This window comes from Ligilactobacillus saerimneri DSM 16049 (assembly GCF_000423265.1).
In the GTDB taxonomy this organism is placed as follows: domain Bacteria; phylum Bacillota; class Bacilli; order Lactobacillales; family Lactobacillaceae; genus Ligilactobacillus; species Ligilactobacillus saerimneri.
The window spans coordinates 1-24073 of the sequence record NZ_AUHQ01000011.1; the positions used below are offsets into that span (position 1 = coordinate 1).

General features: G+C 42.5%; 22 protein-coding genes and 1 pseudogene. 3 read left to right on the forward strand and 20 right to left on the reverse strand.

What is annotated here, in order from left to right:
* Positions 1–308 (forward strand): IS30 family transposase (locus G541_RS09360; protein WP_027826262.1); only part of this gene is annotated, 308 nt, incomplete at its 5' end.
* 103 nt (positions 309–411) lie between these two features.
* On the opposite strand, the gene G541_RS0104070 is transcribed toward G541_RS09360, so the two are convergent.
* Positions 412–1335 carry a manganese-dependent inorganic pyrophosphatase gene (locus G541_RS0104070; RefSeq protein WP_027826576.1) on the reverse strand — a complete coding sequence of 308 codons (924 nt, stop codon included), beginning with the start codon at positions 1333–1335 and terminating at the stop codon, positions 412–414.
* Between the two features lie 128 nt (positions 1336–1463).
* Positions 1464–2432, reverse strand: coding sequence for a LysR family transcriptional regulator (locus G541_RS0104075; protein ID WP_009554421.1), 969 nt, complete (start codon positions 2430–2432; stop codon positions 1464–1466).
* Positions 2433–2738: 306 nt separating this feature from the next.
* On the opposite strand from G541_RS0104075, the gene G541_RS0104080 reads away from it, so the two are divergent.
* A complete protein-coding gene (locus G541_RS0104080; RefSeq protein ID WP_027826577.1) occupies positions 2739–3578 on the forward strand; it encodes a MurR/RpiR family transcriptional regulator in 840 nt (279 codons plus the stop codon).
* A 162-nt stretch (positions 3579–3740) separates the two neighbouring features.
* Here the strand turns inward: G541_RS0104080 and G541_RS0104085 are convergent, their stop codons facing one another.
* The 16 genes and pseudogenes from G541_RS0104085 to G541_RS0104160 all read right to left on the reverse strand — a co-directional run bounded on the left by G541_RS0104085 (position 3741) and on the right by G541_RS0104160 (position 19006).
* On the reverse strand, positions 3741–4727 hold the full coding sequence (locus G541_RS0104085; protein WP_027826578.1) for a Gfo/Idh/MocA family protein: 987 nt from the start codon (positions 4725–4727) through the stop codon (positions 3741–3743).
* Between the two features lie 3 nt (positions 4728–4730).
* The gene (locus G541_RS0104090; RefSeq protein WP_027826579.1) at positions 4731–5399 is read right to left on the reverse strand and encodes a ribose-5-phosphate isomerase A; all 669 of its coding nucleotides are present in this window, start codon (positions 5397–5399) and stop codon (positions 4731–4733) included.
* A 178-nt stretch (positions 5400–5577) separates the two neighbouring features.
* A complete protein-coding gene (pyrE, locus tag G541_RS0104095) occupies positions 5578–6195 on the reverse strand; it encodes an orotate phosphoribosyltransferase (RefSeq protein ID WP_027826580.1) in 618 nt (205 codons plus the stop codon).
* Positions 6192–6911 carry an orotidine-5'-phosphate decarboxylase gene (gene pyrF, locus G541_RS0104100; RefSeq protein WP_027826581.1) on the reverse strand — a complete coding sequence of 240 codons (720 nt, stop codon included), beginning with the start codon at positions 6909–6911 and terminating at the stop codon, positions 6192–6194. The genes pyrE and pyrF overlap by 4 nt, the downstream gene beginning before the upstream one ends.
* 8 nt (positions 6912–6919) lie before the next feature.
* A complete protein-coding gene (locus G541_RS0104105; RefSeq protein ID WP_027826582.1) occupies positions 6920–7867 on the reverse strand; it encodes a dihydroorotate dehydrogenase in 948 nt (315 codons plus the stop codon).
* Positions 7860–8642, reverse strand: a complete 783-nt coding sequence (locus tag G541_RS0104110) for a dihydroorotate dehydrogenase electron transfer subunit (protein ID WP_051174556.1) — start codon at positions 8640–8642, stop codon at positions 7860–7862. The genes G541_RS0104105 and G541_RS0104110 overlap by 8 nt, the downstream gene beginning before the upstream one ends.
* Before the next feature lie 15 nt (positions 8643–8657).
* Positions 8658–11843 (reverse strand): carbamoyl-phosphate synthase large subunit, encoded by a 3186-nt coding sequence (gene carB, locus G541_RS0104115; RefSeq protein ID WP_027826584.1) that lies wholly within the window; start codon positions 11841–11843, stop codon positions 8658–8660.
* Positions 11836–12921, reverse strand: coding sequence for a carbamoyl phosphate synthase small subunit (locus G541_RS0104120; protein WP_027826585.1), 1086 nt, complete (start codon positions 12919–12921; stop codon positions 11836–11838). The genes carB and G541_RS0104120 overlap by 8 nt, the downstream gene beginning before the upstream one ends.
* 1 nt (position 12922) lies before the next feature.
* Entirely contained in the window at positions 12923–14209 is a 1287-nt protein-coding gene (locus G541_RS0104125; protein ID WP_027826586.1) for a dihydroorotase, read from the reverse strand.
* Entirely contained in the window at positions 14209–15165 is a 957-nt protein-coding gene (locus G541_RS0104130) for an aspartate carbamoyltransferase catalytic subunit (protein ID WP_027826587.1), read from the reverse strand. The genes G541_RS0104125 and G541_RS0104130 overlap by 1 nt, the downstream gene beginning before the upstream one ends.
* 128 nt (positions 15166–15293) lie before the next feature.
* On the reverse strand, positions 15294–15839 hold the full coding sequence (gene pyrR / locus G541_RS0104135) for a bifunctional pyr operon transcriptional regulator/uracil phosphoribosyltransferase PyrR (RefSeq protein ID WP_027826588.1): 546 nt from the start codon (positions 15837–15839) through the stop codon (positions 15294–15296).
* Between the two features lie 175 nt (positions 15840–16014).
* On the reverse strand, positions 16015–16920 hold the full coding sequence (locus G541_RS0104140; protein ID WP_009554444.1) for an RluA family pseudouridine synthase: 906 nt from the start codon (positions 16918–16920) through the stop codon (positions 16015–16017).
* The gene (lspA, locus tag G541_RS0104145; protein WP_027826589.1) at positions 16917–17378 is read right to left on the reverse strand and encodes a signal peptidase II; all 462 of its coding nucleotides are present in this window, start codon (positions 17376–17378) and stop codon (positions 16917–16919) included. Before lspA ends, G541_RS0104140 begins: the two co-directional genes overlap by 4 nt.
* Positions 17379–17384: 6 nt before the next feature.
* Complete coding sequence (locus G541_RS0104150) at positions 17385–17768, reverse strand: EbsA family protein (protein ID WP_009554448.1); 384 nt, start codon at positions 17766–17768, stop codon at positions 17385–17387.
* Between the two features lie 133 nt (positions 17769–17901).
* Positions 17902–18588, reverse strand: a pseudogene (locus tag G541_RS09365) (type 1 glutamine amidotransferase domain-containing protein).
* 121 nt (positions 18589–18709) lie between these two features.
* Positions 18710–19006 carry an ArsR/SmtB family transcription factor gene (locus G541_RS0104160; protein WP_027826590.1) on the reverse strand — a complete coding sequence of 99 codons (297 nt, stop codon included), beginning with the start codon at positions 19004–19006 and terminating at the stop codon, positions 18710–18712.
* Between the two features lie 320 nt (positions 19007–19326).
* Here G541_RS0104160 and G541_RS09370 point away from each other — a divergent pair, with 320 nt between their 5' ends.
* Entirely contained in the window at positions 19327–19629 is a 303-nt protein-coding gene (locus G541_RS09370; protein WP_081654779.1) for a CPBP family intramembrane glutamic endopeptidase, read from the forward strand.
* Positions 19630–19926: 297 nt separating this feature from the next.
* Here the strand turns inward: G541_RS09370 and G541_RS0104170 are convergent, their stop codons facing one another.
* Both G541_RS0104170 and G541_RS0104175 read right to left on the reverse strand, forming a co-directional pair.
* Entirely contained in the window at positions 19927–20730 is an 804-nt protein-coding gene (locus G541_RS0104170) for a hypothetical protein (protein WP_027826592.1), read from the reverse strand.
* Positions 20731–20733: 3 nt separating this feature from the next.
* Complete coding sequence (locus tag G541_RS0104175; protein ID WP_027826593.1) at positions 20734–24072, reverse strand: DEAD/DEAH box helicase family protein; 3339 nt, start codon at positions 24070–24072, stop codon at positions 20734–20736.
* Position 24073 lies beyond the last annotated feature (1 nt).

The window sequence follows — 24073 nt, forward strand, 5'->3', positions numbered from 1 at the left end:
CTAATCAATTAGGAACTAATCTCAAGACACTGACGGTTGATCACGGGAAAGAGTTCGCCAACTACCAATCAATTGAGAAAAATACCGGCGTGCCGTTGTACTTTGCCCATGCTTATTCTCCGCATGAACGTGGTAGTAATGAGAATCGTAATCGAGTGTTACGGCGATTTATTCCTAAGGGTCAGCCAATTGAAGAGATTAGTGATGATGAATTGATTCAGATTAACTGGTATCTGAATTCACGGCCACTCAAATGTTTGAACTGGCGAACTCCAATTGAGATCTTTTTGCTTAATCTGCGTCATTAAATTTGTTCAAGTTATTTATTGCAATCTACCATACTTAAAAAGTTTTTATTAAAAGACGAGCAAAATAAAAAGACCGGTAAAAACCGATCTTTTACTACTAATCTTAGTTGAAAGCTTCTTGCATTGGTGGAACAACTTGCTTCTTACGGGAAACAACACCTGGCAAGTCCATCTTACCAGCAACTAATTCCTTACCAAAGGCCTTTTCAACAACATCAGTTGGTTCACCAACTACTAACAAGCGTGTGTTAGAGTTCAAAATGTCTGTAACCATCAGTAAGAACAGGTCGTAGCCTTCACTAGCATTTTGTTGCTTGATAGCTGCTACCAACTTATCTTCACGAGCAAAGACGTCATCTAAGTCAACAGTATTAACTTGATCAACACGTACAGACTTGCCACCCATTTCGAAGGTCTTAGCATCGCTAGTGATTAGTTCTTCTTCTGTCTTATCATCTAACTTCGTCCCAGCTTTGAGCATCTTCATACCATAGTCTTCATAGTCAACATGGGCTAAAGCAGCTAATTCCTTAACTGCAGCAACATCTTGGTCAGTTGTAGTTGGGGACTTGAGCAGTAAAGTATCAGAAATGATTGCTGATAACATCAAGCCGGCCAGCTTTTCAGGAACAGCTACTCCCCGTTGTTTGAATTCGTTAAAAATAATGGTACTAGTGCAGCCAACTGGTTCTGCATGGTAGTACAATGGTGCAGCTGTGTTGAAGTTAGCAATCCGGTGGTGGTCGATCACATTAGTTACCACTACATCAGCAATATCATCCGCACTTTGTTGTGGTTCGTTGTGGTCAACCAACATTACTGCTTCAACTTCATTTTTAACGGTTGACACAACCCGTGGTTGGTCTTCGTTAAAGTAGTCCAATACGAAAGCAGTTTCGTCATTTGGTGTCCCCAAGGCAACTGCTTCAGTATCTGCCCCTAATTGATTTTGTAAATATGAATATGCCTTCGCAGCAACGATGGCATCAGTATCAGGATTCTTATGTCCGAAAACTAATTCCTTCATGAAAAAATCTCCCATCTAAGTAAAATACAACTTCCCAACTAATCATTTTTTAATTTAAGAAGTTCTTTCTAATAATTAATAATACGCAAAGTACCCATTTTTAGCAAGTATTCTTACCGTAGAATCCGCTATTCGTTGTCCGCTTGGTTAATGTCTTTCAAGCGACTGACATAGTCTTTTTCTGTTAGGTAATTGTCAAAAGCCTTTAAGAAATTAGCGATTCTTGGAATTTGGTCCTTACCCTTACGGAAGACAAATGCCAAGTCAAACTTAATCTCAGGATCTAGTTCAGCAGTATGGATGTGCTCATCTTGCTTATGCGCCAAGATGAAAGACTGTGGTAGAACAGCATAGGCACCAGTCCGTTTAGCAAAGCGGTAGATCTGAGTCGGTGTGGCAAAATGAGCTACACTCTGCGGTTCATCGATCATCGCATTCTTGTAGGCTTCTTTGCCCAGTTCACTCAAGTAATAATTCGGTGGGTAAGTTACCCATTCATGGTCAAGGGTATCCTTGAGCCGAATCTTCTTACGTTTTTCCAGTTTAGGATTTTGATGAACAAAGAGCAGCTCTTCAGTAATGATCTTTCTGGTCTTATATGGTTTCCAATTTTTAATAGAATCGTCTGGAAGGTACATAATCGCCATATCAATGGTGTTATTTTTGAGACCTTCCCACACTTCTTTACGGGTCAACATGTACGTGGTTAACTTAATACCTGAGTTTTTCTGGAAGTATTGCACCCCAAAATCTGTCAAGACGCTGTCTTCAATGGAAGCCAAAATCCCTACTTTGATGTCACCGTGCGTCGCACTAGTTGATTGTTGGATCTCATCAGAGGCCTCATTGAGAATTTCGTAAATTCTATGGGTAGCATCCAGCATCGTATATCCAGCATCAGATAAATGTAACTTTTTGCCGACAGAATAGAACAACGGCGCACCAACAGTTCGCTCCAATTTTTTGATTTGTTGTGTTAATGCCGGCTGAGTGATTCCCAGAATCTGCGCTGCTTGCGTATAGTTCATCGTTTCGGCTAATTGGAGAAAATAGCTCAATGTTTTTGAAGAAAAAATCTTCTCTTGTTTAGTTTTCATAACTACATCCTTCTTCACAAAAATTAGTCAAACAGGTATAAATAATCCCTTATGCTTCTTAAAATATTTTACAACATCTCAAAAATATTTTAAAGTTAATTCACTTCTTGAGGGCATAATTGCTCCTTTGTTATGAAACCGTGCTCATTAAGATCTAAGTAAATACTTTAGGAAAAATACTTATTGGTATTCATAGCAGTAGTCTCAGTTTGCCCTCCCCTTTTATCCTTCCCTAACCGTTTATTATTGTAGCTATCAAGTCTTAGGCGGTATAATTAAAAATAGATATTTACCAGGAGGACGCAAATGAACGATCAAAATATCATCAATGTAATCTACAGCAAACTAGCTGGGATGCGTCCAACAGACCAAAAGATTGCGCAGGTTTTATTGGAAGACCCCGCTCGGGCTGTGGACTTTACTATTTCTCAATTAGCCCGGCTAGCGGCGGTTAGTGACGCCTCGGTAACCCGCTTTTGTAAAAGTCTGGCCTTGACGGGGTTCCACCAGTTAAAAATCGAACTTGCCAAAGCTGCCAATGATCAAACTAATTATTACCAGCAGGTCAACGCAGATAATATCCAAAAAGCATTGGCTAGTATTTCTGCTAATAAGGTTGCCGAAGTGAAAAACACTCTGGCACCTATCGCAACCGCTACGATTGAACAAGTATTGTCCTGGATCAAAGAAGCTCGGCTCATCCAAATTATTGCGGAAGGCGATACTGTTCCTGTTGCCATTGACGCAGCATATAAGCTCAACCAGCTAGGCTTCTTAGCAATTACTGCTGATTCATGGGAAACTAGCATTGCCCAGACTCTAAATATGTCACCGCATGACTTGATCATTGTCATTTCGAATTCAGGTGAGGCTCTCCGCTTACTGAAGCAAATTAAAGAAGCCCAGAAAAAGCATATCCGGGTGTTAGCCATCACTAATCGCGATGATTCGCCTATCGCACTAGAAGCAAACCTTCATTTACAGACCGCTGTACGTCAAAAAGTATTCCAGTCGGAATATTATTTTTCTAGGATTGCCGCTGCCACTGTTATTGAAGCAATCTTCCTACTTTTGATCGCAGATGATGAAACTCGGCGTGAACACATAAAAACACATGAAGCTTTAATTTCTGATGCCAAAATATAAGGTAAGCGGAAAATAATCTTCGCAGTATCTGAAGGTATTAAAGAACAAAAAACAAGACTGGTAAGAAAACATAATTTTCTTCCAGTCGTCATTTTATTCTCTATCTGTAAAATACAACGCTACTATCTGAGGACTGGATCTGCCCAGTCTTTTTATTTTTCCCTACTTATTATCAAACGGATACCGCATTCCCCACGCCGTCCGTACACTATCTAGCAGGTGTGCAACATCATGCGATAAGGCTAATTCCCCATCATCATGCCCCTGCTCAATATACCGTTGCATATCTTGAACTTCATATACCAGAGCGTCTGCACTCACACCAGCAGTCAAAGTAGTATGCGTTTCTCCATGGGCACTAGATGTATAAGTGATCTGAGCCTCTGTTGCCCGCGGATACTGGTCGATTTCAACATAACCTTTCGTTCCTGAAACCACACCCCGCTTTGGCTGCTTAGCCCGCATCGACAAAGCCATTACCGCCATTTGCTCACGGGTGTTTTTCATGATGATTCCTGATTGCTCATCCACCCCTGTTTCAAAGAACTTTACCATCGTTTGCACCGCATTAGGCTGCTCGTCCATAAAATACCGTGCAAACGCTGTTGCATAGCCCCCGATGTCCAAAAGAGCTCCTCCTGCAAGCTCCTTACTGAAAAAGCGGTTGTTGACGTCATAATCCTTTAAGCTTCCAAAATTAACTTGAATCATATGAATTTCGCCTAATTTACCAGCATTGATCAGATCTTTTACCTGCTTATAGATTGGCATATGGTAAAGGGTGAAGCCTTCGCTAAGGATCAGATTTTTCTTTCGGGCTAATGCTGCTACCTCGTCAAACTGATGGGCATTAACTGTTATGGCTTTTTCACAAAAAACATGTTTGCCCGCCAAAAGCGCCTTTTTAATATATTCATAGTGAAACGTGTGGGGCGTAGCAATATAAACTACGTCCACGTTCGGGTCATTAAGCATCGCGTCTGCATTAGTATAGGTATGCAACACATGTTTTTCTGCGGCAAATTTTGCTAAATGAGCAGCAGTTGGTGCTGTCGCCGCATAAATTTCCCCATTAACCTGATTTAAGGCATCAGCCATTTCGTGAGCAATCCAACCAACACCAATAATTCCCCAATTTAATTTTTTCATATTTTAAGCCTCTTTCGTAATTTCTACTGCATTGCCCTGCTGATCCAACGTAATTACTGCTGTCACCACATCTTTAAAATACGAACTACTGATCACACCATTAAAATTCACTAGTTGCATGTTAATGGTATCAATTGCTTGCCAATCAGAAGCATAAACGTCCACTAAACTATTACCCCGTGGTGTCCGTGCAAAAGCAGCCACCGCCTCGTCCCGTCGGTGGACCGCTTGTAACCCCAACTGCCGACACCGGTCTAATACTTGAGGAACAGCAGCTGGAATGACTTCCAAGCAGAGTTGGACGGTGTTTGGTAAAGTAAGACCTACTTTCTCTGGCGTTGCCAGCAAAATGTATTGGTCTGCTGCCTGGGCATAAATTTTCTCGTCCGTATGAATTCCACCGTTACTCTTGAGTGCATTCAAAGATTGGTCTACTGCGTCACACCCATCAAACGCAACGGCAACATGCTCAGTTGCGTTGAGTGGTCGCACTGCTAAGCCTAATTCTTGGCATGCTATTCGTGTATACTCAGAAGGTGAAACAAGGGTCAACTTCAATTCTGGGTGTTGTTTGAGAACCTGTGCAAGTTTATAAACATTACTGCCACCCCCCAAACTTACAGTTGTCTGGGGGTAAATTTTAGTTAGTGCTAATTCGGCAATGGTTGCCATCGGATACACCTACCTTGTAATTATTTTCACCTTTGATGATAAGCACTACTAAAATTTTTGTCAAATTATTTTCATTATTAAGCTGAATAAAGAAAAATATTTTCGAAAAACAATTAAAAATAAGAGATGCTCACATCGCGAAACGTTAGTGAACATCTCTTATTTGTGTTATAAAATCCTATGCCCAGTTTTCTGGATCTTGGCGCCATTCTTGTAACACTTGCTTTTGTTCAGTTGTGATGTAGTTTTCTTCATTAGCAACATCAATCAATTCACTATAATTAGTCAGTGTATGGTAGGTCAAGCCTGCTTCCTGGAAGTTAGTATCCAGCGCTGCTAATTGATAGCTAAAGATCCCACAAGTTCCGATCACATCGGCCCCCTCTTTGCGCGCTGCAGCAACTGCCTTTAAGATACTGCCACCTGTCGAGAACAAATCATCAATAACGACCGTCTTCGCTCCCTGGGGTAGTACTCCTTCAACCTGCCGTCCACGCCCGTGGTCCTTAGGCTTCGAACGAACATAAACCAGCGGAAGGTTGAGTTCAGCCGCAATCCAAGCTGCATGCGGGATACCTGCCGTAGCAGTTCCGGCAATTACCTCTGCCTTTGGGTAATTTGTCCGAATCAGATCAGCAATGCCCTGAGCAATCTGTGTTCTAACTTGCGGATAGCTGATAGTCAGCCGGTTGTCACAATAAATAGGGCTTTTGATCCCGCTTGCCCACGTAAATGGTTCATCGGGAGATAATTTAACTGCTTGAATTTTTAGTAAATCTTTAGCTACTTCTTTCATTCTCTTTCTCCTCTCCATAGGCGCATCACTTGCCGGTAAGCCGCTACTGGATCTGCTGCTTGCGTGATCGCACGTCCAACTACGATTCCGGAAGAATGTTGGGCTGCTGCTTGATCTGGGGTCATCACTCGTTTTTGATCCCCATGATCATTTCCCACCATCCGGATTCCAGGTGTAATCCGCATAAATTCTGGTGCAGTTGCTTCCATAATCATGGCCGCTTCTTGTGCAGAACAGACCACCCCGTCCATCCCGGAATTTTGGGCTAAACGTGCATAATTACGAACACTTTCTTGTAAATTAACCCGCACCAATTGTTCATTTGCTACCATATTCTCATCAGTTGAGGTCAACTGGGTAATCGCCAGTAACTGCGGAACATTATTTCCTCCTGCTCCATCCAGCAAGCCCTCCTTGGCCGCCAGCATCATTTCCCGGCCACCACTAGCATGAAGGGTGGTCAAGGCTACGCCCATTTGTCCGATCACCCGCATCGCACTAGCTACTGTATGGGGAATGTCATGGCATTTCAGGTCCAAGAAAACATCGTGTCCGCGTCCAATCACCCGCTCCACTACTGCTCGGCCTTCGCTATAAAAAAGCTCCATCCCGATTTTTACGAATAAGTGTTCATCTTTTGGAAAACGATCTAAGAACCGGTATGCCGTCTCTGCATTGGGAAAATCCAAGGCAATAATTGGTCGTTCAATTTTCATGATAGTTTTTATCCTTTCTCACCCCGAAGCATCTGTCCGGTTTGACTACATAATTCTTGCAGGGTTGACACCTGGTATTGGTCCATTGTTTTCGGCAAAGCGTCAATAATATGCGGACAAACTAATGGATCGTGAAAATGTGCCGTTCCGACCGCAACTGCACTAGCACCTGCCATCATCATTTCTAAGGCGTCCGCAGCTGTTTCAACTCCGCCCATCCCAATAATTGGAATGTCAATTGCCGCTGCAACTTCCCGAATCATACGAACCGCAATGGGTTTAATTGCTGGACCAGAAAGCCCCCCTGTTTGGTTGGCCAAGACTGGCTTACGGGTCTTGAGATCAAGTCGCATTCCTAATAGGGTATTGATCATACTTAATCCATCTGCCCCAGCATCGGCAACTGCTTGGGCAATCTCTTTAACATCCGTCACATTAGGAGAGAGTTTGACATAAACAGGAACTGAGCTGGCTTTTTTAACCGCTGCGGTCAGCTCTGCTGCCACATCAGGGTTAGTCCCAAACATCATCCCTCCGTGCTTAACATTAGGACATGAGATGTTAAGTTCCAAAGCTGCGCACATTTTCGACTCAGACAATGCCCGCGCAACAGCAACGTATTCTTCTTCCGTACTACCAGCAACGTTAGCAATGATCGGTAGGTCAGGATACTTGGCTTGTAATGCTGGCAATTTTTCTTCCAGGACCACTTTTAAACCTGGATTTTGTAGGCCAATTGCATTTAAGACGCCGGACTTAGTCTCCGCAATTCGGGGAGTAGCATTTCCTGCCCGTGGTTCCAATGTTACCGCTTTGGTAATTAATGCCCCTAACTGGTTGAGATCATACATCTGCGCATACTTGCTATCACCAAAAGCAAAAGTCCCACTAGCAGGCATAATCGGATTTTTAAGTTTTAAACCGGGTAATTCAACAGCTAATCTTGTATCAGACACTTAATTGAACCTCCTGACTATTGAAAACTGGACCCTCAACACAGACCCGTAGACTCAGTTTTCCCTGCTTATCGGGAACAACACAGCCTTCACATGCACCTACACCGCAGGCCATGCGACTTTCCAAAGACAAGTAGACGTTATCAGCATCAGGATAACGATTTTGTACACTCATCAATAAGCCCAATGGTCCACAAGCATAAATCCGGTCATAATGGTTGTCATTCCATTCATTGTCTAACACTGCACTAACGAACCCTTTAATACCAACCGAACCATCATTAGTCGTGATTGCTAGGTTTCCGTATTGTTGTAATTCATCAGTCGCAAACATTGATTCTTGATTTAAAAAACCAACCGCAATATCCGCTTGAATTCCCCGCGCATGCAATACCTTACTCAAATATAGCAAAGGGGGAATACCTGTCCCCCCGCCAACGAGAAGGGTTCTTTGTCCAGGAACCAAATCAGCAAACGGAAAACCATTACCCAGACTCCCTAAGAGCTTGAGGGTTGCACCTTCGTGTAACTGACTCATCAGCTCTGTTCCGGCACCAACAACCCGGTAAATCAAAGCCAATGTTTGTCGCTCACTATCACAGTCTGCGATCGCAAACGGACGCCGCAACTGATAAGCTTCATCTGGCATCTCCACTTCAACGAAAGTCCCTGGTAAGGCCCCTGCATAATCAAAGTCACCTTGTAATTCTAAGCGCCAGATTCCTGGTGCCAATTCGCGGTGTGCGCTGATTGTCATCTCATAATCATTAACCATCATGTACCTCCTGGCTTATAGTGACTGGGTGGTGAAAGAACGACCCTCCAAGGCGGTCAACAGTGCTTCAGCAGTATTTAAGGAAGTAATCAGTGGAATATTGTGCTCAATTGCTGTTTGCCGGATGACAAAGCCATCGGATGTCACTTCATGGTCATGCCCCATCGTGTTGATTACTAACTGCACTTGGTTTGCTTCTAATAAGCGTAGGATATTGGTCTGATCAGCATTATTTTCATGGATCTTAGTAACTGGAGTAACATGCACACCGTTATCCCGTAAAAATTCACTTGTCCCCGCCGTAGCAAAGATTTGATAACCAATATTTCTAAACCGCCGTGCTAATGGAAGGATTTGCTCTTTGTCCTTGCCATCAATTGTCAACAGAACGCTTCCCACATCAGGCACTGCCATCTTAGCACCAGCAAAGGCTTTGTATAGAGCCTTGGCAAAGGTTTGGTCCATCCCCATTACTTCACCTGTCGACTTCATTTCTGGTCCTAGGTAACTATCAACATCATCTAACTTGCTAAAGGAGAATACCGGTGCCTTAACATGGATCAATGATGATTCAGGGGCTAAGCCTGGCTTGAACCCTTGTTCTTTTAAGGATTGTCCTAGAATGGCGCGAGTGGCCACTTGTGCCATTTCGATCCCTGTGATCTTGCTCAAGAATGGCACTGTACGACTAGCCCGTGGGTTAACTTCAAGAACATAAGCTTCGCCATCGTGGATAATGAATTGGATATTCATGATCCCCTTGCACTTGAGAGCAACCGCTAATTTCTCAGTTGCAGCGACAATTTGGTCAATTACGTCCTGATTGAAACTCTGGGGTGGGTAAACTGCCATCGAGTCCCCAGAGTGGACCCCAGCGTGTTCGATATGTTCCATGATCCCTGGTAAGAGCACATCAGTTCCGTCACAGATCGCATCGACTTCACATTCGCGTCCTTCGAGATAAGCGTCAATTAAGATTGGGTGAGCTAAACCAACTTCAGTATTTTCTTTAAGATAGTTAGCCAATTCTTGTTGGTTATTGACAATTTCCATGGCCCGTCCGCCTAAAACGTAACTTGGCCGAACTAATACTGGATAGCCGATTTCTTCAGCGGCTGCTATTACTCCCGCTTCAGTGGTTGCCGTCTTCCCAATTGGTTGCTTCAATCCTAACTCAGTGATCACTTCATCGAACAGTTGCCGGTCTTCTGCCCGGTCCAAGTCAGCAACGGTTGTACCGATGATTTTTACCCCATTTTCTTCCAGGCCTGCAGCTAAGTTAATCGCAGTTTGCCCCCCGAACTGAACGATTACTCCTTCTGGTTGTTCAAGCTCAACCACATTGAGAACATCCTCTAACGTCAGTGGTTCAAAGTATAGCTTGTCAGAGATGGAGAAGTCTGTTGAAACAGTTTCTGGGTTAGAATTCATGACAATTGCTTCATAGCCCATTTGTTGGATAGCTTTAACACTGTGGACGGTCGCATAGTCGAATTCAACCCCTTGTCCAATCCGAATTGGACCTGAACCGATGACCAAAATCGATGGTTTATCACTCTTGATACTTTCGTTTTCTTGGTCATAACTACTGTAAAAGTATGGTGTAGCAGATTCAAACTCTGCTGCACAAGTATCAACCATCTTATATACTGGTCGAATAGCTGCTTCTTTCCGCATTGCCCGGACTGCTGCTGGTGTGCTTTCCCATAAGCGAGCGATAGAATCATCGCTAAAGCCGTACCGCTTTGCTTTCAGCAAAATATCCTGATCTTGTGGATGATGTGCAATTTCTTCTTCAAGTTCGACAATATGCTTGATAATGTCCAAGAAATAGGTCGTAATCTTGGTGATTTCATGTACACCTTCTAAAGAATAGTTACGCCGGAAGGCCTCTGCCAAGTAGAACAAACGGTCATCCCGTGCATAAACCAGCCGCTTTTCCAAGACTTCATCGCTAACTTGGGCTGCTTCTTTGGAGTACAGGTCTTTTTGGTCAATTTCAAGTGACCGCACTGCTTTTTGCAATGCTTCTTCGGCATTTCGTCCAATTGCCATTACTTCCCCCGTAGCCTTCATTTGGGTTCCCAAAGTTCTGTCGGCCCGAGAGAACTTGTCGAATGGCCACCGTGGAATCTTAGCAACCACATAATCCAGAGCTGGTTCAAATTCAGCATAGGTCGTCTTAGTAACAGGGTTGATGATTTCATCTAATGTCAAACCAACAGCGATTTTCGCTGCCATTTTAGCAATTGGATACCCCGTTGCTTTGGATGCTAAGGCCGAAGACCGGGACACCCGCGGATTAACTTCGATGACATTGTAAGTATAACTATTGGGATCTAATGCCAGCTGAACATTACAGCCCCCTTCAATCTTCAAAGCCCGAATCAGCTTCAAAGAACAATCCCGCAGCATTTGATATTCGCGATCAGTCAAAGTTTGTGTGGGCGCAAAAACGATTGAATCCCCAGTGTGAATCCCCACCGGATCGAAGTTTTCCATCGAACAAACAACCATTGCATTATCAGCTGAGTCCCGCATTACTTCGAACTCAATTTCTTTATAGCCCTTGATACTCTTTTCGATCAAACATTGGGTTGCAGGAGAAAGATCTAACCCGTTAGCCGCAATTTCTTCTAGTTCTTCACGGTTATTACACATACCACCGCCAGTACCGCCCATTGTAAAGGCTGGCCGGACAATCACTGGATAACCAATTTGTTCCGCAAAAGCGACCGCTTCAGCAACCGTGTTAACAGTTTTGGAAGCCGGTACTGGTTCGTGTAGTTCATTCATTAATTCCTTGAACTTTTCACGGTCTTCAGCTTGGTCAATGGAAGCTAACTTAGTCCCTAACAATTGAATGTTTAGTTCATCAAGAATACCACTCTTGCCTAAGGCCACAGCTAAGTTTAAGGCAATTTGCCCCCCTAAAGTTGGCAATATTGCGTCCGGTAATTCTTGGCGGATGATCCGCGCTACTGATTCAACAGTCAATGGTTCAATATAAACTTTGTCAGCAATCTCAGTATCCGTCATGATTGTTGCTGGGTTGGAGTTAACCAAAACCACTTGGTAGCCCTCTTCTTTAAGCGCCAAGCAAGCTTGGGTCCCAGAATAGTCGAATTCCGCAGCTTGCCCAATGATGATGGGACCTGAGCCGATAACTAAAATTTTGTGTACATCTGTTCTCTTAGGCATTTTGCTCTTCCTTTCGCTTATCCATTGCATCCATGAAATCATCAAAGAGGTCCACCGCATCATGTGGTCCTGGAGCTGCGTCGGGGTGGAATTGAACGGAGAAGGCCGGATAATACTTGTGTCTTACTCCTTCAATCGTCCCGTCATTGATTTCCTGATGGGTGACAATCAGATCAGTATCTTTTAATGAATCTGGTTCAACCGCATACCCGTGATTTTGAGAGGTAAAGGCGATTCTTCCTGTTGCAATTTCCCGTACGGGGTGGTTAAAGCCCCGGTGACCAAACTTCATATGGTAAGTATCCGCACCGTTAGCTAGGCAGAAAATTTGGTGTCCCAGACAGATCCCAAAAAGAGGCAACTTTTCTTGGATCTGACGACACATCTCGATCGCATGGGGAACATCCTTAGGATCGCCAGGGCCATTAGAGAGGAGCACCCCATCTGGATGAAGTTGGAGGATCTCTTCTGCAGTGGCCGAAGATGGCAACACAATAGTGTTGCAGTTACGCTCTGCCAATTCCCGCAAAATACTATGCTTAACCCCAAAGTCAACCAAAACAACATTGCGCTTAGAGCCTGGGTTAGGATATGGTTTGCTAGTTGATACCTGACTCACGATATCTTTATTGATAACAGTTGCTTTTAACTGATCAAAAGCATGTTCGTAATCATCCATGCTGTTAATCAAGCTCCCCTTCATTGTTCCGTGTACCCGTAACTTCTTGGTTAAAGCCCGAGTATCGATTCCTTTCAAACCGGGAATACCCATTTGTTCTAGAAACTTAGGCAACGTTTCCTGTTGGCGCCAATTACTTGAAACCCGCGCTACTTCGCGACAGATTACCCCTTTACAGTGCGGTTGGAGGGATTCACAATCATCAAGATTAACCCCATAGTTACCGATCAACGGGTTAGTAAAAGTCAAAATTTGATTAGCATAGGATTGGTCCGTGATGGCTTCTTGGTAACCGGTCATCCCTGTTGTAAAGACAACCTCGCCAGTGGTTACTTCCTGGGCACCAAAAGCTTCCCCTTCATAAACGGACCCATCTTCTAAAATTAAGTAACGTTTCATGCTATTTTTCCTCCCGCGAGTAAGCAATGTTTCCTGCAACCAATGTCATAGCAGTCATGCCATAGACTTTCATACCTGTAAATGGAGTATTAACCCCCTTGGAGAAGTATTCTTCTTCCGTTAAAACATGTTCATTTTCAAGGTCAAAAATGGCAATATCGGCTACTGTCCCTGGCAATAACGAACCGCTATCGTTTAACTTGAAGATTTCAGCTGGTTTGCTAGTCATCCAAGTCAACAGTTGTTCTAAGGTAAAGATACCTTCCTTAACAAACGCTGTATACAGAGTTGCAAATGCTGTTTCACTACCAGTGATCCCGAAAGCAGCCGTTTGCATATCCCCTTGTTTTTCTTCGCGACTGTGTGGTGCATGGTCAGTAGCGATCATGTCAATTGTTCCGTCCAAAAGTCCGGCGATTAATGCTTGGCGATCTGCCTCACTCCGCAATGGCGGGTTCATCTTGTAATATGGATCTGCCTTAGTGATTTGTTCATCACTCAAGAGGAGGTGATGTGGGGCTACTTCACAAGTAACATTGATCCCTTGCCGCTTAGCCCACCGAATCAAAGCTACACTTTCTTTAGTTGAAACATGGCAGACGTGGTAGTGAACCCCAGTTGCTTGGGCTAACATTAAGTCCCGTGCTAACTGTGAGGATTCACACACGCTTGGAATCCCTGGGACCCCCAACGCTTCGGCTTGCGGGCCAGCATTCATTACCCCGTTATTTTTCAGAGAATCATCTTCAACGTGGGCAACGATTGGTAATCCTACTTGGGCGGCAGCTTGCATAGCTTGGAACATCACTCCAGCTGTTTGGACACCATTACCATCATTGGAAAAGCCAAAGGCACCTGCTGCTTTCAAAGCTTTGAAATCGACTAACTCATCGGTTGTCCGGTCAACTGTAATCGGAGCATATTGTTTAATGTGAACTACCCCATCTTTATGGTTGATAGTAGTCATAGCTTGGAATAACTCCGGTGTATTGGGTACAGGCGTTACATTTGGCATTGCCCCTACCGTTGTAAACCCACCGTGAGCTGCTGCTTGCGACCCAGTCGCAACTGTCTCTTTGTAAGTTTGTCCTGGTTCCCGATAGTGAACGTGCACATCGATCAAACCGGGGCTGACTAATTTGCCCTTAGCATCAATCACCCGGTCAGTTGAACGCAAATGTTCGAGGTGTGATCCGATTGCTTGGATTCGATCATCTTTGATAAGAATATCCTGTTGAGTTAGCTTGCCTGCCAAGAATACTTGACCGTTTTTAATTAAAGTTTTCATTAGTTTAGCCCTCCTAATTTGCGTCCTCTTAATACAGCTTCAATCATTGCCATCCGGGCAAAAACTCCATTTTGCATTTGTTGGAAAAACATTGACTTAGGTGCTTCGACCAGGTTTGATGCCAGTTCGACTCCCCGGTTGATTGGACCTGGGTGCATGATGATCGCATCATCTTGTAGGCGGTCATACCGTGCTTGGTTAATTCCGTATTGAGCATGGTATTGCGCAGCATCAAATTGTGCTTCATTGGCATCATCTTGGTGCCGTTCATGTTGTACCCGCAGGAGCATTACGACATTCATCTGGTCAACCAAGTCATCAACAGGTAAATATTGTCCGTAATGTTCAAACTCTTCTGTAAACCAGTACTTGGGACCCGAGAAGTAAACTTCAGCTCCCAGCTGAGTGAGCATTTCCATGTTACTGCGTGCCACCCGTGAATTGGTTAAGTCCCCGATGATAGCAACCTTCAACCCTTGAAAATGTCCAAAGTGTTCATAAATGGTCATCAGGTCAAGGAGACATTGTGATGGGTGTTGACCACTACCATCGCCTGCGTTAACCACCCCAATATTGAGATGACTATTTGCAGGCAAGTTGAGCAATTCCTGATAATATTCGTTTTGTGGGTGGCGGATTACTGCAAGATCAACTCCGACTGCGTTCAGAGTTAGTAAAGTATCATACAACGTTTCGCCTTTTTTCACCGAACTTGATTGGGGATCAAAGACAATCTGCTTCATACCCAGCTTGCTTTCAGCCATTTGAAAACTTGATTTAGTTCGGGTGGAGTTTTCAAAGAAAAGATTGGCTGCATACACATCAGTTGCTAATTCCAAATGGGCTTTGCCCTGCTTGAATGCTTCTGCCCGTGTGATCAGTGCCATCACTTCATCATTGGTCAACCCTTCGACGCTCACAAAATTTGTTAATTTTACCTGCTTCATTATGCTCATCCCTTATTCCTTATTAAAAAATAACGCCCTGAATATTACTATCCAGGGCAAGTTAAAGAGACTACTGACCATATGCCAGCATCAGTGTCAACTTTTCGCTCTCTCTGGAGTCAATTAAAACGTTGCTTTTATTCGGTTTTTAAAGCTTTTAGGAAAATTCCATCTTGACCATCAAGTTCTTCGACCTTAACGGAAATTTGTTCTTTAAGTGATGTTGGAACGTTCTTCCCTACGAAGTCAGCCCGAATTGGTAATTCACGGTGCCCCCGATCTACCAAGACCGCCAAGTTGATGCTCTTAGGACGCCCTTGATCCATGATGGCGTCCAAAGCAGCCCGCACGGTCCGGCCAGTAAAGAGAACATCATCAACTAAGATGACGTGTTTGTCAGTAATATCAAAACCAAATTGTGACTCTTTAACAACTGGGTCTTTCTTAGTTGTGAGATCATGGCGGTCATCACGATATAGCGAGATGTCTAAGACACCTACGGGCACCTTTTTATCTTCTAATTGTTCCAACCGTTGGGCAATCCGTTCAGCCAAGTAGATCCCCCGCGTTTTGATTCCAACTAAGGCAATGTCCTCAATCCCCTTGTTTTTTTCGATGATTTCATATGTCATCCGTGTTAATGCTCGTTTCATCGCCATTGCGTCGATAATTTCTTTTGCCATTACTGTGTCCTCCTTAAAACAAAAAACCACTTAGTTAGGTCAAGCTTAACTAAGTGGTTTAATCTTAATACATTTACTTAGATCTAGCTCAAGCTAGTCTAAGTCTACCGTTACTAAAGATTCTACCTTCTTAGCCTCACAGGACTAACTTAAAAGCATATCTATCATACATAATCTACTGTAACTTGTCCGTTTTGTCAAGAAATTCCAAGGTTTGCTGGAAATTAGTTGGTAGTGGTGCTTCAAACGTTAATAACTCCCCAGTCCGCGGATGCTTAAAACCTAACTTCTGTGCATGCAGAAACTGACCTGCACCCGGGAGTGTTTTTCGCGGCCCATATAGGGGGTCACCAGCCAAAGGATGGTCGATATACTTCATATGGACCCGAATTTGGTGGGTACGCCCGGTCTCTAAAATGCACTTAACTAATGTATAGTGCTGGTACCGTTTCAAAACCTCAAAATGAGTAACTGCTGGTCGCCCTTCAGCAATAATTGCTTGTTTTTTGCGGTCTTTCTTGCTACGGCCAATCGGCGCGTTGATCGTTCCTTTGTCAGGTTTAATCCGGCCGTGAACAAGGGCGATATATTCGCGAATATTAGTTTTTTCTTTCAACTGATGCGCTAGACTGCGGTGAGCCTGGTCGTTTTTGGCCACCATCAATAAACCTGAAGTATCCTTGTCGATCCGATGGACAATTCCCGGCCGATAAGTGCCATTGATCGTGGAGAGAGGCGAATGGTACAACAAGGCATTGACCAATGTATGGTCTGGGTGGCCCGGAGCTGGGTGGACAACCATTCCCTGTGGCTTGTTGACAACGATAACATCTTCATCTTCGTAGTAAATATCGAGGGGGATGTTTTCTGGTTCAACCTCCAATGTTTGAATCTCTGGTTCATCAAAGGTCACCACATCCCCAGGTTCGACTTTATATTTAGGCTTAGTCACCTGCCCGTTCACTTTGATATTTTCTGCTGCAATCAGTTTTTGCAGTTGCGATCGGGAATACTCAGGTAGCAAACCCGGCAGTACCTTGTCTAACCGTCCGGTTTGATCGGTTATCTTAATCTCTTTCATGCTAGTGAATCATCCTTTAACAATGCAAATAGTATTACGACCACGCCCAGGGTTAAGGCAATGTCAGCAATATTGAAAATGGGGAAGGAAATGAAACGTAGGGCAAACATATCAACAACATATCCCCGCCCTAAACGGTCAATAAAGTTCCCTAGCGTCCCCCCACATAGAAGACTGAGCCCGATAACATACCACCAGTTCTGGTATTTCTTCATAAAAACATATGCCATTACCCCCAGTGCGAGCACTGAAATTATTACAAAAAAGAGGTGCTGACCGGAAAAACTGCTCCATGCAGCCCCAAAATTCCAAATGTGGGTCAAATCAATCACTCCTGGAATAAGTGGTTGTTCATGATTGAAAGCAATATTGCTTTGCACCCAGGTTTTGACCCATTGATCCAAGGCAACGATCATGCCCACTATGAGGACAGCAACAGGAAGGCTTTTTTTCATCATTATCACCTACTTTATTACAGTTGTTAAATACTGCTGGAGTTGGATACGGTCGGCTTTGCGTAATAAGACCCCATATTCCCGAAACTGCGTTTTGAGAATTAATTGCCCCCGCCGAACTGTCACTGCCTGAATTTTGGCAAACTTAATCCGTTTAGTGTTTTGGGGGATCAAGGTATGCAAAACAACGGTATCATCTTCAAGCGTAATGAAACGACGCCATAGTTGAATAACTACTAGAATGACAAAGAGGCCTAAAACTAGGGCTGTCCAAATCTGAAAAACAGTAATTTCCAACCATAGTAACATACTGATAAAAAAGACGATTAAGGTAAATGACCAACAGATAATGCTGGTTGGAATATCGGGTTGATAAAAAAGACGTTTGTTCATTACGTGCAACCTCACCTTTAAATAATTGATATTACTCATTATACCCTGGTTCCCCTGGTGCGGGCGAGATATTGGAAAAAATTTACGATTATTCAAGGTTTCTTTTTCTGTTCATCACTTACTTTTGCCAGCATTACTGAGCAGAAGCCAAGGCTGTCAGTAATTCCTGGGCGACCGCTCGGACTGAAAATGGGTTTTGTCCAGTAATTAAACGTCCATCACGCAGAGCAAAGGAAGCATACGGACGCTTCTTAACGAAATGTCCGCCCCGAATTTATACTGCCTCTTGGTTAAGAAACGGTACGATCCGCCGTTTCCCGGCTAAGATTTCTTCGCCAGTAGTAAAACCAGTTACTTGCTTGCCTTGCAATAAATTTTCTCCATCCGGACGGTGCAAATTTAATAGTCCCGCGATTCCGTGACACACTGAGCTAATATAACCACCGTGTCGGTAGATATCTTCTGCGATCTGGCGTAAGCCTTGATTAGCAGGGAAATCCCACATCACTCCGTGACCACCAGCATAGTAAATCGCAACATATGCTGCTGGATCAACTTCCACTGGGGCCAAAGTATGCGCCAAAGCCATTTGCTGGAAGGAAGTTTGTTGATAAAGTTTTATACTTGCTTGGTCAGCATACTTCATACTCCGTGGATCTAGCGGTACATAACCGCCCTTGGGACTAACATAGTCCACTTGGTATCCGGCAGCTTGAACCGCTAAAACAAATTCCGTCGTTTCACCCAACCATAAACCCGTGGCCTCTGATCGGCGTCCGTAAGTAGCTTGATTAGTTTCGACAACTAAAATTTTCTTCATTAAAAATTCCTCCCTCTTCTTAATAATCGTTACTTTAATATCCGTAAGCTTCAACATATTTGTCGCGCACGTTTTTTCTTAGGTTTAAACTTTTAAACATAAAGTGGTAAAAAATAACAGCTTAGCTTTCTAGGGCAGCTGTTAACTCCTTGAGTTGGGCGATGACCGGGACTAAGTTGGGTGAGTAACGACGTTCAACTCCAACTTGGCGAACCTTGATCACACCCGCATCGAGCATTAATTTCAAGTGATGGGAAACGGCCGGACGGGACAAGGATGTCGTCGCGGTTAACTCATTAACTGTCAACTCTTCTTTACAGCAAATCTCCGTCATGAGTTGCTGGCGCCGGGCATCTTGAAAAATTGCAAATGCTGGCATCACCGTCGCAAAAGCGGCTAACGTTCTTTCTTTTTCCATAAGAGCCCTCCTTAGATTTAAGTGTTTAAACATATTAAAATATTATTGCTAATGTTTACCAAGGGAGATTGGTTAATTTTTTTGAGCAAAAAATTCGTACTTACGAGCAAAAGTTGCTACGTTAGTTTTAAATAAATTATTAAAGAAGCCTTTTTCAAGACAACAGTAATCTCAATTGTTGTCAGCTATATTCTATCTTATGCCGTAGTGGACTTAGGTTTTCTGCTCGGTCAACCAGCGGCAGAAAATGTGGCGGCCAAACACTTTGTCCCCCTTGATTTGTGGGGCCGAGTAACTCTCTTTAGTCGCCTAGCTGTTTCATTGTCGGAGAAGAACTAATTACTGCTTGTTTCTTATTCCCTGTTTTATGGTGGGCTTTGAAGCATTATCAACCTAAGACGGCTTGGATCATCGCGATGCTGGTTTCTTCATTGGCCTTTGGGATGATGCATTATAATGCGTACAATTGGAATTTATTCCAAATGTTAGTAATGATCTGTTTAACACGAATTCCGTTTGATTTGGCGTGGTACAAGACGGATAGCCTGTGGACCGGGATAGTCGGCCATATCATCTTTGATTTGTTGGCATTTCTCGTGGGGGCTATGGCGGCGTTTGCCTAAACATATCTAATAACTATTATGATCATAGTGGGGATAGTCTTTGAACAGTTAGTTCTGAAGAAGATAACCTCACTATGATCTTTTTGTATTCATATTTATTTTGAACATGTTTCATAAAAAAGGATTGGTCGCTAATTAACCAATCCTTGTGTAAGATGTGTTTAAATTATTATTTTTCAGCAAAATTTTTATCCAGATGAGCTATATAAATAATGGCGCATTTCATCAAAGGAAAAATCAAGTGAAAGGTCAAACCACTGATACTTAGCATGGTTAGCCAGGTAGGTTTTAGCGTCCTTATACGGGATCGGAGAAGAGATTTTCATCTAAACATATTCCCAGCAGCAAAAGAATTAATTGTACTATGTGCCTGGGTTTATACCTATCAGGATTAATCCTCCCGTGTTGAACTGTATGCCTACCAAATTTTGAAAAATCTATCCCATTTTCGAACTTTCCAAAACTCCAAAAATTACATAGATTAGTAGCCACTGAAATAGACATTAGTATAAGCAGTGTATTTTTATCACTACTAGTGATAGAATTTTCCATGTTAACAGCTTTTTCATGTTTAAAAATATCAGTGGTTTCTATCTTCCCCATCCTTTGAAAAATCTTGTACTCTATAATACTAAACATGCAGCTCATCAAAACAGAATAATTATTGAAATCATCTTTCAACAAATTTTTTATTGTCAAAAGCTGCTTTAAATATCCACTCTCGCTTGAATTTTCCTTAAAACAATCAATTATTGTATCCAATCTTTCAAACACATGAACATAATCATCCTCAGTATAATACTTCTCTAACCATTCTAAAGTTTCTGTATCAGATTTCGAATTAAACGTCTGAATATCTAATTCAGTATCAAACGTCCAATTTTTCTTTGCTAAAAAATCTACTTTTGACAGCATCTGCTTACCCAGATTATCTGCTTGCTTCTCTATTTTTATTCTGTTGTGCTTTATATACTCTCCCACAACATGTTTCATAGGGTTCTTTATAATTTTGTTACAATAAAACACATTTGGATTAGGAAGCCTAAAGTAGGCCGCAGCAGGCATCTCTAAAAATCTACGCCCTGATTCTGAAATTTCCATTCCCTATTCTCCCCCAAACTCTTTCTGAATAACATCTTGCAAGGTACCCTCTTTAGCATACTTAGCAGCATCAATTTGCTTGAAGTGCTTACCAAGCACTGAATCTCTGAGATCGTCATCAAAGCCAAAAATATAATTAGTTGCAATTAAATAAATAATACGCGTTGGCGCTAATCCGTACACCTGGTGACACATGATATGGGTAATCCGATCACGGTCATTTGGATACAACTTCTTCATTGTTTCATTTCTGAATAAACGTTTGACTATTTCAGTAATGTAAAGACCAGATTTCATATAAAGATCAGCGAATGTCTTATTCGGATCAGCAAATATTCCCGGATTATTGGCTTCTAAATCATCTACCATACGCTTTACCACTGCCCTTGGTGTATAAATCTGATTAGTCTTTTGTGGGGGGATGTAGTCAAAAATGTCTTCATTACTACTTTCATCAAAGTAGTTGCTCAACTTATCTCGCAACTCCAAGAACTGTTGAATTGAATCATTGAAAATAACCTCATCAAAGAGATGGCCTTCAAAATGCTTCTTGGTATTAGTCTTTTCATCAAAATAATCACCACCATCCCGTAAGAAACGGAATTGTTCTTCACTTATTCCCGTTACTTCGGCAAAAACATCGTCTTCAGTATAATCATCAAAGTTTTGTAAAGTTAGGTTTTCATCCCCATAAGCCATTATAAAGCTCGGAATAGTGCGCGAAAAGCCCCGTAGATGAGCCCGAACGTCATCTTCAACTTCTTTAACCTTGCGTTCTTCGCGGTGACGTTCAACTCGTTCAATTACACTAGTTGGGGTATCCTTGACGGTCTTTTGAACTTCTTCATTAACCTGAGTATTGAAATCATCAAGAATGTTTTCAATCTTAGCTTGGTATTCTTGATGAACTTTAGCCAGTTCTTCATCTGTGCGCACAGCTTGTTCTTGGGTCTTGAGTTCTGTTTGAGCAAGCTTTTTCTGATTATTCATTTCATCAGCAATACGGTTGAATTTTTTCTCATTTTCCTTATTAATTTGTTTTTGATAGCGCTCGGCTTCTTTCTTTTTAAGCCGATATTCCTGCCTAACCCGGTTAATCACCTCAGTATTAACTTGATCATTCAGCTGTTTAACTATTTTCTTGCTGGCAGCCGCAAAGTCTGACTTATCCATCATTTTAACATCATTGGCTACTTGTTGCCCCGTCTCAGCATAAATCTTATCGCCAAACAAATCCTTAAACTTTCCAATTACTCGTTCATTTGGAACGTCAACTTTACCCTGGTCATTGACAGCTATATCGTCAACATTTTCCAGAGTAGCATTACCTTTCTTAGGGTTAGCTTCCTTAGTTGGTACCAATTCTTTCAGGATCTCCCGCACAGCAGCAGGTGCACCAAAGACACGATCAATATTAGTGAAGAGGAAATTACTCATAAAGCCCCGTTTAACCACTTCTTGTGACTTTAGTCGCCGTGGAATGGACATTACCTGTTTGGCATCCAGTTCAACCATACGGCCTTCTTCATCTTCTCCAATTACTGGGAAAAAGTTTAATAGTTTGCGAATATTTTCTTCATGATCAGCTGCAGTTCCCTTGCCGTTGGCAGTTTCTGCCAATAAATTATTAGCAAACTCATCAAAAATAATTAATGTCCGCGTTGGATCAAAGTCAAAAACATAAGCGTTTTGTTTGCGCATCAAAACACCATTGTGATTGTAAGAGTATGGGTTTTGCGCACGAAAAGCCGCCTGCATATATTCAGATGGGCTCTTCATACTTGATAACATTAATACCCCAGACCATGGTTTAATTGTTACCCCGGTAGTCAATTGTCCCACACTCAAGGTGATTGTTTTGTCATAGTTCTTAATCGCTTTTTGAACTTTATCAAAGGACTTTTCATTAGCCTTAGCGAGTTGTTTATCGTTTAACTGGTCATCCTTAAGTTGACCGTCACCAGCTGCTAGTACAATTTGATACTCACTAAATACTGGGTGGTGCTTTAACTTTTTGGCGAGGGCTTTAGCGCTATTAACCCGGTTTAAAAGCCAGAAAGTATGGGCTAGTTCTTGCCGTAACTCAGGAGTTGAAAAAGGATATTTTTCTTGGGTGGTCAAGGCATCCAGGAAACGATCAACTGCATCATCATATACAAACTTTCCGTTTCTAGTCCGGAAAAATTCATTTAAGTCAAAAGCTGGGTTAACCTTATCCCCATCATCCAATTCGATACCTGCTTTCAATTGGTCTACCATCATGGCTGATATCTGATAAGTATACATGTTAAGCTGAGGCATAACTGCGTATGGGTTGCTACCATCTTCATGGGTTTCATCCCAACTTGCTTTGGCTTTTTGTTCATCTGCATAGGACCAGTTATAGATTTGATCAGCTGCGAACTTTCCTTTAGCTAAAGCTTTAAACGGCGTTCCAGTCAAATGAAGGGTATACTTTCGCTTAATTTTTTCAAAAGCTTTATCCGTCCTGTATGTATCGACACCTTCGTGGGCCTCATCAATGACTAACAGGTCCCATTCTAAGTCCCTAATCCATTTAAGCTTTTCATGGCTCCCACCAAAATGAACAGATCCTTTAAGCCCTTGCAGACTCTCAAAAGTAATCTGCCCATAGTTGCCACCATCTGCAATTGTATTTAAAAATTCATTTCGCGATAGAACTGGTCTATCCTTTAAAGCGTCTGTTTCACTAACAAACTTGTAGTTGGTTTGCCAAGCAATGAATTTGTCAAAATCATCAAACCATGAGTTAGCAATACTAGGACGATTGGTCACCACTAAAACGTTTTGTAACTTCATTCGCCGTATCAGATCATAAGTCGATAAAGTCTTACCAAAGCGAGGTTTAGCATTCCACAAAAATTCGCTTTTTGCTCCGTTTTTCAAAAAGTAGTTCATCGTCTGCTCAACTGCTTGTTGCTGTTCTTGGCGGAGTTCATACTGAGTGCCACTATTTCCCTGAACATCATTAAGATTACGCTCAGTAAATTTATAAAAATATTGGTGAGATGTATCGCCATCGACATGGAACCATTCTGTTTTAGGCTTCCGTTCGACTTTTTTCTTATTAGTTAAATACTCATGAAATTCATGGTCAGTAAAGACTTCATCCGTCCCATCTTGATAGCGTGCATTTCCCTTCCAAAGAATTTTGACCTTTACATCTGCCGTATGCGTTTGTTGTTTAACCCGGTCTTCTACTGATTGACTTTCTGTGTACCCAATTTTGGTCCATCCCTGATGAGAACTATCATTTGGAGTAGTGTAAGCATAAATCATGGGGATGATTTGTTTGAATGATTTAATTTTTGGTGTATTCATT

What these genes read in the sequence shown, in the direction of transcription:
- G541_RS0104075 (WP_009554421.1), bottom strand. Translation starts at nt 2,432, where the DNA reads ATGAAAACTAAACAAGAGAAGATTTTTTCTTCAAAAACATTGAGCTAT.
- pyrR (WP_027826588.1), bottom strand. Translation starts at nt 15,839, where the DNA reads ATGGCAAAAGAAATTATCGACGCAATGGCGATGAAACGAGCATTAACA.
- lspA (WP_027826589.1), bottom strand. Translation starts at nt 17,378, where the DNA reads ATGATGAAAAAAAGCCTTCCTGTTGCTGTCCTCATAGTGGGCATGATC.
- G541_RS0104170 (WP_027826592.1), bottom strand. Translation starts at nt 20,730, where the DNA reads ATGGAAATTTCAGAATCAGGGCGTAGATTTTTAGAGATGCCTGCTGCG.
- G541_RS0104090 (WP_027826579.1), bottom strand. Translation starts at nt 5,399, where the DNA reads ATGGCAACCATTGCCGAATTAGCACTAACTAAAATTTACCCCCAGACA.
- G541_RS0104160 (WP_027826590.1), bottom strand. Translation starts at nt 19,006, where the DNA reads ATGGAAAAAGAAAGAACGTTAGCCGCTTTTGCGACGGTGATGCCAGCA.
- G541_RS0104130 (WP_027826587.1), bottom strand. Translation starts at nt 15,165, where the DNA reads ATGAGCATAATGAAGCAGGTAAAATTAACAAATTTTGTGAGCGTCGAA.
- G541_RS0104110 (WP_051174556.1), bottom strand. Translation starts at nt 8,642, where the DNA reads ATGGTTAATGATTATGAGATGACAATCAGCGCACACCGCGAATTGGCA.
- G541_RS0104070 (WP_027826576.1), bottom strand. Translation starts at nt 1,335, where the DNA reads ATGAAGGAATTAGTTTTCGGACATAAGAATCCTGATACTGATGCCATC.
- G541_RS0104080 (WP_027826577.1), top strand. Translation starts at nt 2,739, where the DNA reads ATGAACGATCAAAATATCATCAATGTAATCTACAGCAAACTAGCTGGG.
- G541_RS0104120 (WP_027826585.1), bottom strand. Translation starts at nt 12,921, where the DNA reads ATGAAACGTTACTTAATTTTAGAAGATGGGTCCGTTTATGAAGGGGAA.
- pyrE (WP_027826580.1), bottom strand. Translation starts at nt 6,195, where the DNA reads ATGAAAGAAGTAGCTAAAGATTTACTAAAAATTCAAGCAGTTAAATTA.
- G541_RS0104175 (WP_027826593.1), bottom strand. Translation starts at nt 24,072, where the DNA reads ATGAATACACCAAAAATTAAATCATTCAAACAAATCATCCCCATGATT.
- G541_RS0104140 (WP_009554444.1), bottom strand. Translation starts at nt 16,920, where the DNA reads ATGAAAGAGATTAAGATAACCGATCAAACCGGACGGTTAGACAAGGTA.
- G541_RS0104125 (WP_027826586.1), bottom strand. Translation starts at nt 14,209, where the DNA reads ATGAAAACTTTAATTAAAAACGGTCAAGTATTCTTGGCAGGCAAGCTA.
- pyrF (WP_027826581.1), bottom strand. Translation starts at nt 6,911, where the DNA reads ATGAAAATTGAACGACCAATTATTGCCTTGGATTTTCCCAATGCAGAG.
- G541_RS0104085 (WP_027826578.1), bottom strand. Translation starts at nt 4,727, where the DNA reads ATGAAAAAATTAAATTGGGGAATTATTGGTGTTGGTTGGATTGCTCAC.
- carB (WP_027826584.1), bottom strand. Translation starts at nt 11,843, where the DNA reads ATGCCTAAGAGAACAGATGTACACAAAATTTTAGTTATCGGCTCAGGT.
- G541_RS0104150 (WP_009554448.1), bottom strand. Translation starts at nt 17,768, where the DNA reads ATGAACAAACGTCTTTTTTATCAACCCGATATTCCAACCAGCATTATC.